This is a genomic window from Paenibacillus sp. FSL M7-0656 (genome assembly GCF_038003225.1).
Taxonomy (GTDB): domain Bacteria; phylum Bacillota; class Bacilli; order Paenibacillales; family Paenibacillaceae; genus Paenibacillus; species Paenibacillus amylolyticus.
On sequence record NZ_JBBOOT010000001.1, the window covers coordinates 1,924,612 to 1,939,998 of the forward strand.

At 45.0% G+C, this 15,387-nt stretch carries 16 protein-coding genes and 1 other RNA gene; 7 read left to right on the plus strand and 10 right to left on the minus strand.

Features of this window, described 5'->3' with window-relative positions; translation table 11 throughout:
* Positions 1-176: 176 nt before the first annotated feature.
* Positions 177-1,796, plus strand: coding sequence for a citramalate synthase (gene cimA, locus MHI01_RS08260; RefSeq protein WP_047842385.1), 1,620 nt, complete (start codon positions 177-179; stop codon positions 1,794-1,796).
* Positions 1,797-1,914: 118 nt separating this feature from the next.
* Here the strand turns inward: cimA and MHI01_RS08265 are convergent, their stop codons facing one another.
* On the minus strand, positions 1,915-2,466 hold the full coding sequence (locus tag MHI01_RS08265) for a TlpA family protein disulfide reductase (protein WP_076318425.1): 552 nt from the start codon (positions 2,464-2,466) through the stop codon (positions 1,915-1,917).
* 226 nt (positions 2,467-2,692) lie between these two features.
* Between MHI01_RS08265 and MHI01_RS08270 the strand changes: the two genes are divergently transcribed.
* A complete protein-coding gene (locus MHI01_RS08270) occupies positions 2,693-3,184 on the plus strand; it encodes a M67 family metallopeptidase (RefSeq protein ID WP_340982912.1) in 492 nt (163 codons plus the stop codon).
* Here MHI01_RS08270 and MHI01_RS08275 read toward each other — a convergent pair.
* Genes MHI01_RS08275 through MHI01_RS08285 form a run of 3 tightly spaced genes read right to left on the minus strand, consistent with a single transcriptional unit; the run spans position 3,170 to position 6,431 of the window.
* Positions 3,170-3,907 (minus strand): exonuclease domain-containing protein, encoded by a 738-nt coding sequence (locus MHI01_RS08275; RefSeq protein ID WP_017689374.1) that lies wholly within the window; start codon positions 3,905-3,907, stop codon positions 3,170-3,172. The genes MHI01_RS08270 and MHI01_RS08275 overlap by 15 nt on opposite strands.
* On the minus strand, positions 3,904-4,989 hold the full coding sequence (locus tag MHI01_RS08280) for a DUF294 nucleotidyltransferase-like domain-containing protein (protein WP_445744921.1): 1,086 nt from the start codon (positions 4,987-4,989) through the stop codon (positions 3,904-3,906). The genes MHI01_RS08275 and MHI01_RS08280 overlap by 4 nt, the downstream gene beginning before the upstream one ends.
* A gap of 41 nt (positions 4,990-5,030) precedes the next feature.
* Positions 5,031-6,431, minus strand: a complete 1,401-nt coding sequence (locus tag MHI01_RS08285; RefSeq protein ID WP_340982914.1) for an ammonium transporter — start codon at positions 6,429-6,431, stop codon at positions 5,031-5,033.
* Positions 6,432-6,783: 352 nt separating this feature from the next.
* On the opposite strand from MHI01_RS08285, the gene MHI01_RS08290 reads away from it, so the two are divergent.
* Positions 6,784-7,212, plus strand: coding sequence for a MerR family transcriptional regulator (locus tag MHI01_RS08290; protein ID WP_017689377.1), 429 nt, complete (start codon positions 6,784-6,786; stop codon positions 7,210-7,212).
* A 28-nt stretch (positions 7,213-7,240) separates the two neighbouring features.
* A complete protein-coding gene (locus MHI01_RS08295) occupies positions 7,241-7,921 on the plus strand; it encodes a zinc metallopeptidase (protein WP_036609646.1) in 681 nt (226 codons plus the stop codon).
* Between the two features lie 49 nt (positions 7,922-7,970).
* Here the strand turns inward: MHI01_RS08295 and MHI01_RS08300 are convergent, their stop codons facing one another.
* Entirely contained in the window at positions 7,971-8,882 is a 912-nt protein-coding gene (locus MHI01_RS08300; protein WP_036609648.1) for a LysR family transcriptional regulator, read from the minus strand.
* Positions 8,883-8,951: 69 nt separating this feature from the next.
* Positions 8,952-9,578: a rhomboid family intramembrane serine protease gene (locus MHI01_RS08305; RefSeq protein WP_340982915.1), complete on the minus strand. Its 627-nt coding sequence runs from the start codon at positions 9,576-9,578 to the stop codon at positions 8,952-8,954.
* Positions 9,579-9,726: 148 nt separating this feature from the next.
* Here MHI01_RS08305 and tpx point away from each other — a divergent pair, with 148 nt between their 5' ends.
* The gene (tpx, locus tag MHI01_RS08310) at positions 9,727-10,245 is read left to right on the plus strand and encodes a thiol peroxidase (RefSeq protein WP_036609653.1); all 519 of its coding nucleotides are present in this window, start codon (positions 9,727-9,729) and stop codon (positions 10,243-10,245) included.
* A 72-nt stretch (positions 10,246-10,317) separates the two neighbouring features.
* Here the strand turns inward: tpx and MHI01_RS08315 are convergent, their stop codons facing one another.
* The 4 genes from MHI01_RS08315 to MHI01_RS08330 form a co-directional block, all read right to left on the minus strand.
* On the minus strand, positions 10,318-10,710 hold the full coding sequence (locus MHI01_RS08315; RefSeq protein ID WP_017689382.1) for a DUF1499 domain-containing protein: 393 nt from the start codon (positions 10,708-10,710) through the stop codon (positions 10,318-10,320).
* A gap of 182 nt (positions 10,711-10,892) precedes the next feature.
* A non-coding RNA gene (gene ssrS, locus MHI01_RS08320) (6S RNA) lies at positions 10,893-11,084 on the minus strand.
* 51 nt (positions 11,085-11,135) lie between these two features.
* Positions 11,136-11,948, minus strand: a complete 813-nt coding sequence (locus tag MHI01_RS08325; protein ID WP_036609655.1) for a YesL family protein — start codon at positions 11,946-11,948, stop codon at positions 11,136-11,138.
* A 219-nt stretch (positions 11,949-12,167) separates the two neighbouring features.
* Positions 12,168-13,763: a DEAD/DEAH box helicase gene (locus tag MHI01_RS08330; protein ID WP_047842381.1), complete on the minus strand. Its 1,596-nt coding sequence runs from the start codon at positions 13,761-13,763 to the stop codon at positions 12,168-12,170.
* Positions 13,764-14,068: 305 nt separating this feature from the next.
* On the opposite strand from MHI01_RS08330, the gene MHI01_RS08335 reads away from it, so the two are divergent.
* Both MHI01_RS08335 and MHI01_RS08340 read left to right on the plus strand, forming a co-directional pair.
* Complete coding sequence (locus MHI01_RS08335; protein WP_036609659.1) at positions 14,069-14,890, plus strand: YitT family protein; 822 nt, start codon at positions 14,069-14,071, stop codon at positions 14,888-14,890.
* A 174-nt stretch (positions 14,891-15,064) separates the two neighbouring features.
* Complete coding sequence (locus MHI01_RS08340; protein ID WP_029880762.1) at positions 15,065-15,253, plus strand: hypothetical protein; 189 nt, start codon at positions 15,065-15,067, stop codon at positions 15,251-15,253.
* Positions 15,254-15,387 lie beyond the last annotated feature (134 nt).

Genomic DNA, 15,387 nt, shown 5'->3' on the forward strand with positions numbered 1-15,387 from the left:
TGGTGCTATAATAATTAATTATACAAATTGACGACTTTAGGACAAATCAGCGCATTGAGTTTAACACAGTGTAGCGTTGCCGAATCGAAGGATTCGTCCACTAACGTACTTAACAGCTTTTCCTAACTTACAATCCAAACTTTTAAAAGAGCGCTTTATCTCAAAGGAGGATCTTCATGTCAAAGGCCATTTCCATCTTCGATACGACTTTACGTGACGGCACACAAGGGGAGGGTGTCAGCTTATCGGCAGACGACAAACTCAAAATTGCCAAGAAGCTTGATGACCTGGGTGTCCATTATATTGAAGGCGGAATTCCCGGCAGCAATACCAAGGACATTGAGTTTTTCAAAAGAGTCAAGGAATTAAACCTGAACGCAAAGGTTGTTGCTTTTGGCAGCACCCGCCGAAAAGGCAGTGTTGCTAGTGAAGACGCCAACCTGAAGCGCATGATCGAATCTGGTGCTCAGGCTGCAACCTTGGTCGGTAAATCATGGGACTTCCATGTGCATACTGCTTTGCAGACTACTTTGGAAGAAAATTTGTCCATGATCTATGATTCCATCGCCTATCTGAAACAGAATGGAATGGAAGTGATCTTTGATGCAGAACACTTCTTTGACGGATTCAAACATAACCCGGAGTATGCTCAAGCGGTCTTGACCAAGGCCCACGAAGCTGGAGCGGACTGGCTCGTTATGTGTGATACCAACGGCGGGACGATGCCAAACGAGGTGCACGAGATCGTATCCACACTGCATAGAAGCCTGCCTCATGCACATCTCGGGATTCATACACATAATGATTGTGAATTGGCTGTGGCCAACACACTCAGCGCTGTACAAGCCGGAGCCCGTCAGGTGCAAGGAACGATGAACGGTTATGGAGAGCGTTGCGGTAACGCCAACCTCGCATCCATTATCCCGAACCTGCAACTGAAACTTGGCTATGAATGTGTTACTGATGATTCCATGAGACAACTTACAAACGTGGCTCGTTATGTTAGCGAGATTGCCAATGTGAATATGCCGATTAATCAGCCTTATGTCGGCAATGCTGCTTTTGCTCACAAAGGTGGAATTCACGTCTCTGCCATCCTGCGGGATTCACGTACCTATGAACACATCGTGCCTGAACTGGTTGGTAACAAACAACGTGTGCTGGTCTCTGAACTTGCCGGACAAAGTAACATTGTATCCAAAGCACAGGAACTGGGGCTTGAGTTCGATCCAAGCAGTGCCAATTCACGTCAGATTATTGAGAAGATCAAAGACCTGGAACATCAGGGTTACCAGTTCGAAGGTGCAGATGCTTCGCTTGAATTGTTAATTCGTGAAGCGAACGGTGATATGAAAGAATTGTTCACGTTTGAATCATTCAAAATGCTTGTGGAGAAAACGGCAGGCAAATCCGTTGTTTCTGAAGCTTTTGTCAAAGTGAATATCGCTGGAACAAGCGCTTATACCGCTGCTGAGGGCAATGGTCCGGTTAACGCACTCGATAACGCCCTTCGGAAAGCGCTGGTGCAATATTTCCCTTCACTTGCCAACATGCATCTGTCGGACTACAAAGTGCGTGTTCTGGATGAGAAGGATGCTACAGCTGCCAAAGTTCGTGTATTGATCGAATCCAAAAATACGGAAAACACATGGAACACTGTTGGTGTATCCGAGAACGTAATTGAAGCAAGTTGGGAAGCGCTCGTTCACAGTTTCCGCTATGCTTTGCTTCAAGAAAAATTACAGGATGAGCCGGGCACACTCCCTATTCCTGCTCATGGGATAAGCAACCACTAAAGTATATATTCAAAAAAGCGTTTTTGAACAACCTCTTAACGCTTATTTCCCGGAAAATATAAAGAAGCCTCTGTACCCATGATTCATGGATGCAAAGGCTTCTTTGTTTACATGAAAATTAATTCGCAATTAACTTTTTAATCTTACGTTCCAACTCTTTCTCAGGCAATATGCCCAGAACAATCTCCTGTATAACTCCTCTGGAGTCAATCAGAACATTCGTTGGAAAAGCCACCCCATTGTATTGAGCATACACAGTCCCCTTCTCATCCAAGGGAATAGGGAATGTCAGTTGGTACTCATCTACAAAAGCTTTGGCATCTTTGAGTTTATCGTATGACGTTACATTAACCCCATACATGTCAAGCTTATCCTTGTATTTCGCAGCCATTCTGTTCAGCTCCGGAGCTTCCTGCTTACACGGCTCACACCAGGATGCCCAGAAACTGACGAATGTGGCCTTATCTTTGGCACCGCCCACACTGTACGTCTCTCCATCCATTGCTGTCAGAGAAAAAGCAGGTGCCAGAAGACCCGCACGTGGTCCCGTCTCAGTAGGCATCGGTTCTTCCTGCTTAAAGACGGCTGCAATGCCGTCACCCGCATTCTGGGCCAGTGCAATACCAACCAGCAAGACAGCACCAAGGAGTATGTATATGTTTCGTTTCATAACCCGCCACCCTTTTATATAATTAGCACATTGAAACTGAAACCGTAATTTCTGCACATGCTAAGTGTTTATCACGCTCTATCATAGTTCACCAGAACATGATTCCCAAATGTTCTCTTTATTATTGTACCCTTTTCCTTTAAAATTTTACAATCCGCATCACAGAAAATAAAATGAAAAAGGACTCCTGCCGTAGCAGGAGCCAAAGAGAGAGGGGTGAATACAAATGGCAGCACTTCACGGGCAGCAAAACGCCTTCTACATCCATTCTTCCGTAGAACAAGAGATGTCAAAGCACATGTTCCTTTCGCTACCACAAGAAGCCTGCGGGGTTATGCTGGGTGAAACCGCAGCGGGCGGTATACGAATCAGTCGGTTTCAGCCCATTCGTAACGTAGCACCTGACCCGCTGCACCATTTTACTCTGGACGATGCCGAATGGATTCGGTGCGTATTCTCCGAGCCCAAGCTCATCGGTATCTTCCATTCTCATCCCCAGACCAGGCCTGTTCCTTCCTTAGAGGACTTGCAAGCTCTTCCGGCCTTCGCCGGTTTGCTTCAGATGTACCTCATCGGCTCACCCGACCTTACAAGCGGGTCGCGATCTCATATGCATCTGAACGGTTATCTGATTGAATCTTCGAAGGAATCGCAGGATCCGGCACAACACGTTGTGCCTTCATACAATCTGCTTCCCGTTCCGTTATGCGTGACTTAGCTGGGTATACAGATCACCCAAGGTCTCCACATTTTTACGAGTCATGTCCTCCAAGTAGCAGGACCATAACTGTGCAGTCATTTTTGAATCTTCCAGTGCATGGTGACGTCCATAGATCGGAATCCCTCTGGATTCCAGCAATTCATCCAGACCATACCCCGGCCTGCTTGGTTCAAGCCAGCGGGCCAACATCATCGTATCGATTAAACGATGTGTCAGCCTTACCTTTGAAGTCCGCCACAGAGCTGCATTCAGAAAGGCTCGGTCATGCGCACTTGCGTGTGCAATCAGAACATTTCCACCTACAAAAGACATGAAATCATGCAGCCCTTCCAGCAAAGTCGGTGCGTCCAACGTCATCTCCTGTGTAATACCTGTAAGTTCAGTAATATGTTCCGGAACCGCAGTCTTGGACTGCACCACCGTGTAGAACTGCTCCCCTTCCAGTACCACACCACCATGTATACGGACCGCACCAAATGAGATAATCTCATCCCCATGCTGGGGCGAAAATCCCGTCGTTTCCAGATCAAATACAACTGCGTCCAACTCATTTAGAGGTGTATGCAGAACCTCAGGTCTGCGCTGTTCTCTCATCATAGAGCGGATAAACGCCATGTGTTGCGCCGTAGGGGCTCCCATAATGGAAGCGATGGCGGAAGGAACCCCTCCCTGACGCAGCGAATTCCAGAATCCTGTATTGCCCCTTGCCGGCTCTCTCATGGACGTCTCCTTTCTGCAAAACGCAACTGTCTTTGCAAAGCACGATGCACTCGTCGTACCAACCCGAGCGTATCCCTGAGCTCATAATGAATTTGCTTTTGTTTCATCTGTTTCTCATCCAGGAACCCACTGCTATGTTGCAAATCCCCTTGGATGACAACCGGTGTACTTCGGCGAAATTTCAAAGCGGCAAAGAAGGCCCGCTGGCATGCATCCAGTAATGTAAATGGAACAGCTTCAAGTGAAGTCAGTCTCTCCATTCTTTTCAACGTAGATGACTCCTTGATTCCATGTTGCAAAGCCAAATAACGAGCACTGTTCACCAGCGGAATGTACAAACCATACTTGATATCAAATCCGCCTGCATGTTCACCAAATCGTTCTGTGACCACACGTCCAAGTACATTTAATGTAGCTTTATGTTTAACCGTATTGCGAAGAACCGCATCCGAAAGTTCAGGAATCAGTCTGAACTGTTCATAAAAACTCGTGATCCATTCCTCCGCCAGACTTTGCTCACCTGCAACAAAACGCATGTCTGAAGCAATAATCAGATTACGAACAGGCTCCCAATTCAGATCCGAGCTCCAATCTGCTAATTGTTGTTTCCATGACGCCAGCGTTTTTCTCCAGAGTGGCTCAGAGCACATGACTTTACCTTCGCACTTGGCGTAACCAAGCTCTTCTAACACATCCGTCATTCGCTGTCCGAGCTGAGCAAAATATTCCTCTTTACCTTCATGCGGAGTATCGCTAATGATCATGCCATTATCCTGATCACTCCATAACGTTGCTTCTTCCCTGCCAGAACTGCCAAATACGATAAAGGCATAGGGGACGGGAGGTTGGCCGAAGCCTTCCTCAACCATCCCCTGAATGCATAACTCTACTGCTTTCCGTGCAATCCGGTCATGCAGTTCATTTACCGTTTGGTACCACTCGATCGGCGACAAGGAAGCGGACAACAATTCCTGGAGCTCGTTCTGTAATATCACACGTGCCTGGCGCAGTTCTTGAGAAGACACCGCACCATCGATTCCCTGATAAGACCAGGAATAGTTTGTATACGAGATGGGTTCCATCATGTCCAGCCTCCTTGAAGCATGATTCAGCATCATTCACCTCAGGAGCTGAACGTACCACCATTGGATTTAGAATCTACATTTTTCATTTGTTCAGGGTATCCGTAAGTACCGTGCTCACTGATATCCAGACCCATTGTTTCTTCTTCTTCAGTAACACGGATGCCCATGATCGCTTTCATACCGCCCAGAATAATGAAAGACATTACCAGTACGAAGGCAAAAGCACCTACCAGACCGAGAAGCTGTACGCCCAATTGGTGGAATCCACCGCCATAGAACAGACCCGCTTGACCTACACCCGCATGCTCAGCAAGTTCTGGTGTAGCGAACAAACCTGTGGAGATTGCTCCCCACATACCAGCAACACCGTGTACGGAGAAAGCGTAGATTGGATCGTCAATTCCTTTACGATCGAAGTACTGTGCTGTGAAGAATGTGATGATACCCGCCAGAGCACCGATAACCAAAGCTGCCCAAGGTTCAACAAAGGCACAAGCACCTGTAATTGCAACGAGTGCCGCAAGCACACCGTTCAACATGCTAGGAATATCGGACTTGCCAAGAACTGCCCAAGAAATCAACAGTGCAGCAACACCACCAGCTGCAGCAGCTACGTTAGTAGTTAATGCAACATAACCAAAGAATCCGTCATCCAAGGCAGTTAACGTACTACCTGGGTTGAAACCGAACCAACCGATCCAGAGGATAATAACCCCGAGTACGGAATACACTTGGTTGTGACCTGGAATGATGTTAGGTTTGCCGTCTTTGTTGTATTTACCAATACGTGGTTTCAACAAGATCGTCGCTACCAATGCTGCAGTCGCGCCAGTCAAGTGAACAACCGTCGATCCTGCAAAGTCTTGCATACCCAGCTCAGCCAACCAGCCGCCGCCCCATACCCAGTGAGCAACAACCGGATACATGATAATGGTATAAAGTGTACCGAATACAATATATACGCTCATTTTTGCACGTTCAGCCATACCACCGCAGGCAATGGCCAGAGATACCGCCGCAAAAGCGAGGTGGAAAACGAATTTAACAGTCAGTGGAACATCGGAGAAAGCCAGTGATTCGAAGGAAGCAGCCATCTTGTCACCGCTCAGGAAGAATCCTGTTGTTCCAAAGAAGCTGTTACCATTACCGAAACCAAGACCGAAACCCAAAGCCCAGAAGGCAATAACTGAAATTCCCAATGTCAGGATGGTCTTACCCGCAATGTGTCCTGCATTCTTCATTCGTGTTGAACCCGCTTCAAGTAAAGCAAATCCCCCTTGCATCAAGAACACGAGTACAACAGCCAGAAACGTAAAGGCTGAGTTCAAACCACTTTGAAGTTCAATGTTAGTCGGACCCTCCGCAGCCGCAAATGCGCTAACCGGAAAAGCGAACAAAGTAAGCATTACTAACATGGAAACCAACCATTTCTTTCTCATATACCCCACTCCCTCTTATGTTAAGTTTATTCACATAACGTGAAACTCTTAATGTCATTATAAGCAGAAGAGAGGAAAGTTGACAAGAGTATTTTCATCAAAACTGAAAATTATTTCTGGGAATAAAGTCTTACGTCTTTTTCTTGCACTTAAGTACATAATCACATTCTATGAGTACATAGATATAGAAATGCAGTATGCTGATTACCAAAGCATAACGTTTGACTGTACGGTTAAAGATCATGTATCATACTTATTAGTAAGAAAAAATGGGCGTAGTCTAGAAATTCACAAGTGGAAACTACAATTCCCTACATTTGAACTTGCAAGCGAGGTGAATATCATTGGGGATATGAAACTTTTTCGGATTGGCGAACTTGCCAAGACCGCTGGTGTTAGTGAACGGACGATTGATTATTACACAAAGCTTGGACTAATCGCTCCCGAAGAACGTACACAAAAAAATTACCGTCTCTATAGTAATGAAACTTTAACGAGGCTTGAACGTATTGTACAGATGAAACAAGAGAAGTATAGTCTCGACGAGATTAAACAATCTCTTGAGAAGTGGCGTCTGGTTAGTACAGAAGAACAAGTTGCCAGCAAATTGACAACATTGGAACTTCACGTACAACAACTTGAGCGAGAGGTTAACGAACTCAAACCGCTACTTGGAGAGATGAAACCTGTACAAGCACGTAAAATGATGGCAGGACTCCTCACCAAAAGTGCCGGTACAATGGAGGCACTAAAAATCTTGCTTGAGAACACCATGATGTAGCTTATTCTTAGAAAGCGGAGGAATGAATATGAGTTTTAATAACGGTATGTTCGTATTGATCATTATCGCCTTTTTGCTCTCTTTATGGGCGCAATTTCGCGTTAAAGGTACGTTTAGACGTTGGTCGGAGGTTCCGAACCAGAACGGAATGACTGGTTACGATGCCGCTCGCCAGATGCTTGATGCTAACGGCCTGCATGATGTTCCAATTGAACCTGTACGTGGTACACTCTCTGATCACTATGATCCGATCAATCGGGTTGTACGTTTATCAGAACCAGTATATTACGAAAACTCAATCTCAGCTGTTTCGGTAGCGTGTCACGAAGTTGGCCACGCCATTCAGCATAAAGAAAGTTATCCGATGCTGGCACTGCGTCACCGAATCTTCCCAATTGTGAACTTTGCATCCGGATTAGCTCCATTCCTGTTAATTGCAGGATTCATCTTCAATGCCATGAATCTTGTAGGTATCGGTATCATCTTCTTCTCCGTAACTGTAGCATTCCAACTCATCACTTTACCGGTTGAGTTCAATGCAAGTAATCGCGCTAGAGAGATTATGGTATCCGAAGGGTACATCCGTAATGAAGAAGAAAAAGGTGTTGCAAAAGTTCTGAATGCCGCAGCCTTGACTTACGTTGCTGCAGCGTTGATTTCACTGCTTGAGTTGATTCGTTACATCGGAATCTTCAACAGCCGCGATTAATTGGATACTTAATACAACAAAAACAAAAACAAAAAACAATACCCCACCGTTAATCGGATGGGGTATTGTTTTGTTGTAAACCGAAATAATCAAGCAAGAATGAACGAAAGGACTGAGCAACCAGCGGCAGTTTATCATGCGCACGATGAATTAACCCGATAGTTCGCGTTACTTTTGGATGGGAGATAGCCACATGTGCCGGTTGCAACGGATTCGTCTGGAATAACGCCATCTCAGGCAGTAGACTGACCCCCATGCCCGCAGCGACCAATCCGCGGATGGTGTCGGTCTCTTCCCCTTCAAAAGCGATCTTGGGTGTAAAACCAGCTTCCAGACAGGCATGCCACACAATAGGACGAAGAGAATAACCTTTGCTAAACAATACAAATTTATCATCCTTGAGCTGTTCAAGCGCAATTGTCTCTTCACCAGCTAACGGGTGATTAGGAGGAAGGATCGCATGTAATTCTTCCGTGAGTACAATATCGCCATCTACTTGATCATGCTTCTCTGGAAAAGGAGAAATGAATGCCAAGTCTACCTCTCCGGATAACACATCACGAATCAGCGTAGGGAACATCCCCTGCTTGAATCTGAATTTCACGTTGGGGTAGCGCTGACGGAAAGCAGCCACCACGGAAGGAATGAGATGAATCCCCAGGCTATGCGGAAACCCAATTCGAATCTCTCCATGCTCCGGGTCCAGAAACTCATGAACTTCCCCAACTGCCTTGTCCAAATCTTTTAATATACCTTCAATTCGTTTGCAAAAAAGCTGCCCCACTGCAGTCAACTGCAGGTTTCGTCCCTTTTGCATAAAAAGGTCCACGCCCAGTTCTTCTTCCAGTTGATGAATCTGACGACTCACTGCCGACTGTGCCACATGCAACTCTTCAGCAGCCTGTGTTACATGTTCCTTCTGTGCCACTTTCAAAAAGTAATGCAACTGTCTTAATTCCACTCGCCTGATCGCTCCAATCTGTTATACCCTACTTATCCTTGACTGTATTCCATCTTGAGAACGTTCTGACTACCGCTTTAAGCTGCGGGGTTTCCACAATCTGATCAACAGTCCGTAAATAAAGAATCCACCCAACAATCCGCCAAGGTGAGCCATCCAGTTGATGCCTGACATGGCGAAGGAGAATACGATCCCGAACAAAAGCAATGTGTACATCGTTTTGCGCGAAGCCTCGTCCATCATCGTTCGCTGGAACAGCGCTACATACAGGAATGCACCATAGACGGCATAGATCGCTCCTGAAGCACCTACCGAGATGGTAATACTCCCAACCGAGTTGTACCACGCAACAGCAAGAATATTACCCAATACACCACCACCCAGGTACAATACACCATACCTTACCGACCCGAGCAAACGCTCCATCGGTGGAGCAAATACAATTAACGCAAAGCTGTTAAACAATAAATGACCGAAGCCCGCATGCAGGAACATGGATGTAATGTAACGCCACCATTCATGCGCGAACAGTTCATGATTCGTAAGTGCCCCAAATTTCAGCAACACCATATTGTTCGTTGATCCACCGTTCACCGTTAACACAATAAACATGACTACATTGGCAATTAAAAAAAGCGACGTCAAAGGGAAATACTTCAAATAACCTTTCCAGTTCTCATAGCGAATAAATATCATAAATTTCTTCTTTCACTCCACCCTGTTCAGATCGGACTCACATCTCTGATCCATCGTAATGGTACATGCCCGAATTGGACAATGCCTTTCATAAAAGATTATAATGGATTTTGGCACGGATCACCAATTTATAAGGAGGAACATTATTATGACACAAGAACGTACAGGCGCAGCCACATTTAAAGGCAACCCTATTACATTGATCGGACCCGAACTGAAAGTCGGCGATCAAGCACCTGATTTTACACTGAGCAAGAACCTGGTTGAGGATGCTTCCCTGAAAGACTTCGCAGGCAAAATCAAATTAATCAGCGTTGTTCCTTCCCTGGATACTGGCGTATGCGATGCGCAAACTCGTCGTTTCAACGTGGAAGCTGGAGAACTCGGAGACAATGTTGTTGTCTTGACAGTCAGTGTTGACCTTCCGTTTGCTCAGGCTCGTTGGTGTGGAGCAGCTGGTGTTGACCGCGTAGTTACATTGTCAGACTACAAAACACGTTCTTTCGGTGAAGACTACGGCGTTCTGATCAAAGAATTCCAACTCGACATGCGCTCCATTTTTGTTTTGGATGCCGAAGACCGGATTACATATGTGGAGTATTTGCCTGAAATGACAGACTCCCCTAACTTCGAACAAGCGATTGCTGCTGTAAAAGCTTTGCTGTAGAAGTTATCATACGTTCAGAACAAAAGCGAGGAAGGTTAACCTTCACTCGCTTTTTGTTATTTATCATCTATTTCAATCATTTGCTTTATACTTGCTTAGCTTTTTATCCAGTACAGAGAATAAGTTCATAATCGTGCGATAATTGGAACCCAAGTCTCCAAGTGAACCACGTGAAGCTGAATACATATCCACCGCACTGCGAACAGGACTTACTGAGATAATGGAAACTGTAATATCCATCGTCCGTCCAAAGGTAGTCCGCTTCTCCAGAATAACTTCTCCAACAGAAGGCACTTCATGCAGCACTTTATAACCCGGAATCTTTTTGAGTGTCGAAGAGACCTCTTCCCAGGCTCTGTCTTTGGATAAGTTATAATACCGTGTTTTTAATTTGGGATCCTTGGCTCGATCGCTGGTCCCCTCCATGCTGCGGATGATACCGACGAGCGTTCTCTTTAAGGTCAAGACCCTTCCTCCTTTGATTGTAACCGTTCCATTTATGTATCTTAGTGTAACATTGTTCAAGTAGTAACAAAAGGGCAAGCATCATATTTATCATAAAACCAATCAAAAACATTCATCACAACTTAAAAACACCCTGAAATTCCTTTTGTAGAGGAAAAGTCAGGGTGCTGTACATGAAGATTTAGGAACCCGCCTATGCCGTCCGGCTACATTGTCTTATGAACCTGCTTGGCAGGTGGGTGACCGCAAAAATGCTTTTTGAAGTCCCCATGTCGTATAGACAGGGCTTTTCAGCAACATTCTGTGTTGATCTCCCGAAGACATCATCATTGGTTCAAAACAACGAATAACCGAAACGTACATCGCAGGATGTACAATTATTATATCCCTAACTGTGTAAAAAGTAAATGGCGATTCATCATGTTTTATTTTTGCAATGTAATGTTTTTGTCGTCTGATGGCTCAGGTGTTTCACCATTCTCTGCTGATTGTTCAGCCAGCGCAGCAGCTTCCTCTTCTTCCTTCTTGAGTTGCATCTTCTCCATCTGCTCCTGCATCTTGTTGAAGGTTGCGTAGAAGTTAAAGAAAGCGAACCAAGCAATGATGCTGATAATGAAGAAAACAAACAAGACCGGATAACGGAAACCGATGTAGAACAGCAATCCACTTCCCAGCAATGTGGAAAATACACGGAATGGTCTGATCAGCGTAAGCAATACCGCATTTTTGATAATGAGTCCGATGGACATATGATAATGTACAACCATCGAGAAAAAGTTAAAGAGTGATACAAATAACAAGAGAAGCAGTACTAACATGATGATTCCCACGAGCTGCATATTGCGGAACTGAGTCATGTACACTGTATAATCCAGATACATAATCGCGAATAGCAGTGTGTAAAAAATGCCCCCAATTAAACTTTGCTTGTAGTTTTCCTTGTAACCTACAAAGAAAGTACGGAAGATCGGTACATCCGTATCACCCATATTCCATTTACGAACAACCGTAAACAGCGCCGAAGTCGCCGGGAACAGTGTAAGCGGTGCCACAATAGCTATAGCCCAGTTCATTTGCAATGATTCGTTTGCGAGGTTCTGCTGCATCACGAGCAGTTTCATAATCAAGAAAAACAAGAACGGAGACGAACAAATAGCCCACAACAGATTGGTTGCGGCCAGTCTCGTAATCCACTCTGTAAGCCGGTAGATCCCACCCATAGCTCCTTTAAATTCCAAACATTTCTCCTCCTCTGCAGCCTTGCGAATTACCTGAAGTCTAATATTAATATACCTTATTATAGATAGGAAAAGCCAGTACTTCCCGAAAAGAGATCGTCATTATCCTTAGCTAGCGCTTCTGGCCGCTTCTGGCAGTGAAATAAAATGATGCAGTCACTTTGAAAATAAAAAAAATGGAGCAGTTGCCCGCTCCATTTTTCAGATCATACGTTTATATTACTCGAAAGAAGAATCTTTCGCAGGACGACGTCCTTCGTTACTGCTTGGACGCGGTTTGCGGTCACGGTTGTAACCACCTTCTCTGCTTCCACCGCCAGTGCTGCTGCCGCTGTTACGATCACGGTTGTAACCGCCACGTCCGCTGCCACTGCTGTTGCGATCGCGGTTGTAACCACCACCACTGCCGCCGCTACCACTTGTGCGGTTACCGCTGTAACCCGATGGTTTACGTCCGCCAGAGCGAACATCCGGTTTACGACGTTTTGCACGGATTGGATCTTCAGGAGTCAGATCAACTTGAGCATCTTTCTTGTCACCTGTCAGGAGCTTCAGTGCAGCCGACAACAGTTGAACAGAATCATATTGCTCAAGCATTTGAATCGCAATACCTTTGTATTCGTTCAGTTCGCCTGATTGTACGATTTCCAGCAAGCGCTCTGCTGTCAAACGTTGTTTACCTTCAACCGCTTCTGCCATTGTTGGCAGTGGTTTACGTGGAATACGGTGACGTGTTACACGCTCGATGAAGTGCAAGTGATCAATCTCACGCGGTGTAACGAAGGACCAAGCAGCACCCTCTTTACCCGCACGACCTGTACGACCGATACGGTGAACATAGCTCTCCGGATCTTGCGGAAGGTCAAAGTTAACAACGTGAGTTACGCCAGATACGTCGAGACCACGTGCAGCCACGTCTGTTGCAACGAGTACGTCAATGCTGCCGTCACGGAACTTACGCATTACCGCATCACGTTGATTCTGGGACAAGTCACCATGAAGACCGTCTGCAGAATATCCACGTTTTTGCAAAGCTTCAGCCAATTCGTCAACACGACGTTTTGTACGTCCGAATACGATCGCTAGTTCAGGAGATTCCATATCCAACAAACGGCTCAATGCTTCGAATTTTTGACGCTCAGGTACTTCGATATAGGATTGGTCAATCAATGGTGCACTAACATGTTTCGGAATCACAGAAATGTGTTCAGGATTGTTCAAGAATTGTTGTGCCAATTTTTGAATGTTAGGAGGCATTGTTGCTGAGAACAGCATAGTTTGGCGCTCGTCTGGAACTTGTTTCAGGATGGATTGGATATCCTCCATGAAACCCATGTCGAGCATTTCATCTGCTTCATCCAGTACAACAGTTTGTACATCATCTAGTTTGATTGTTTTGCGGTTGATGTGGTCAAGGAGACGTCCAGGTGTACCAATGATGATCTGTGGTTTTCTTTTCAGTGCACGGATTTGACGCACGATATCTTGTCCGCCGTAGATTGGCAGGGAGCGAAGACCTTTGAAGCGAGTGAGTTTTTCGATCTCTTCAGCAACTTGAATTGCAAGTTCACGTGTAGGTGCCATAATAAGGGCGCGGATTTTCTCGTCACTTTTTGAGATTTTGCTGATCAACGGAATACCGAATGCAGCTGTTTTACCCGTACCTGTTTGAGCTTGACCAATCAAATCTCTGCCTTCGAGTGCCAAAGGAATCGCTTTGGATTGGATCGGTGTTGCTTCTTCAAACCCGAGCTCAGTGATGGCTTGCAGCACCAGTGGTTCAAGATTGAAATCTGTAAAGTTTAAATTTGTCAAAATTATTCATGCTCCTTTTATATGGTGGACATGGTGGACAATCCACTTTGTTGTCTGTATTCTTAAGTAGCGTTAATATTTATAGGGTATCCCAACGGGACGAATTATTTTCACTAACGAATATAATTCCATGAATGGGTCCCCAACATAAGACTAAAACTACATACATGTGTTTGAAACATTTCAAAATTTTATTGCTCCATTTAGGAAAAGTTTCCTACTCAAGAATATCCACAAATTATTATATCACAAAACAATTCAAGATTACCAGCAATCTGGTTTTAAATATAAATGAGGTGATTAAATTGCCCAAAATAATTTGGCACTCTTTAGTGATCATTTTGGGTGCTGCAGCTATTGCCTGCGGCTTCAACTGGTTTTTGGTCCCCCATCAGCTTTTAAGCGGCGGGGTGTCCGGTATTTCAATGCTTCTGGGTTATTTTACAACGTTGAATCTTAGTATAATGTATTTTGTTCTTAACATTCCCCTGCTCATTGCAGGTTGGTTTATTCTTGGACGACGCTTCATTACATTAAGTATTCTTTCGGTAGCAGCCACTTCCTGGTTCATTGCGCTTCTGCCTGTTTTTGCTGTGGCTACAGACCCTTTACTTAGTTCTGTATTTGGCGGTGTGCTTATTGGAATGGGCACTGGCGTTTCCTTCCGAGTGGGCGGCTCCACAGGAGGACTCGACATTGTTGGGTCCATTTTCACGCGTAAACGAGACTTTCCGATTGGTACAGTGATGGCCGGCATGAACGGTACGATCATTATGCTTGCGGGATACCTGAGTGACAATTGGAATACAGCCTTGGCCTCCATGGTATCTATCTACATTACAGGCAAAGTGCTTGATCTGATCCATATCAGTCACGTCAAAGTAACACTGTACATTATTACAAACGAAACCGAAGCCATGTTAAAAAAATTACTTGTTCGGCCTCGTGGAGTTACCAAAATTAAGACTCAGGGAGCCTATACGGATATTGAGAAGGACATGCTCATGACCGTTACCACCCGCTACGAGTTGGTTGAAATTAAACGTATTATCAAGGATACAGATCCAAACGCTTTTGTTAACATTGTGGAAACGGTTGGTGTTATGGGTTCATTTCGCAGAAGTTGAGACACCTGTACGGTTAACAATTCACAACATTGTGGTATAATAACGGTGTACGGCTCCTAAATATGTTGTATAGCAGGTTCAACCCTTCAATTTCACAGGCCATATGCTTTCCCGAATCGCGCCGAATGACTTACCATTTTGGAATTCGAGTAGGAAAGGGTGATTATTGTGGATATGGAAACGGTAAAACTGTTTGAGATTGTCAACAGATGGTGCCCGGAAATGCTCCCTTTCTTGAAACCGAATGAACTCGACTCACTGATTGTCCTCCGGGATGGGCTGGGCATCCTGGAACAGGGAGACGCAATGGAAATCATTCAGTACAGTATTTGTGAGCATCAAAATGAAATTTACATTCAATAATTTTTTTCAGATTGATCACGCCGCTTCTTGCAGGGGATTTCCTCAGCAGGAAGCGGTTTTCATTTTTTCCATGTGTTTCATTACTTGATTAATATGGTTAAAAGCCCAGAGGCTTTAATGTATAATTCATACAT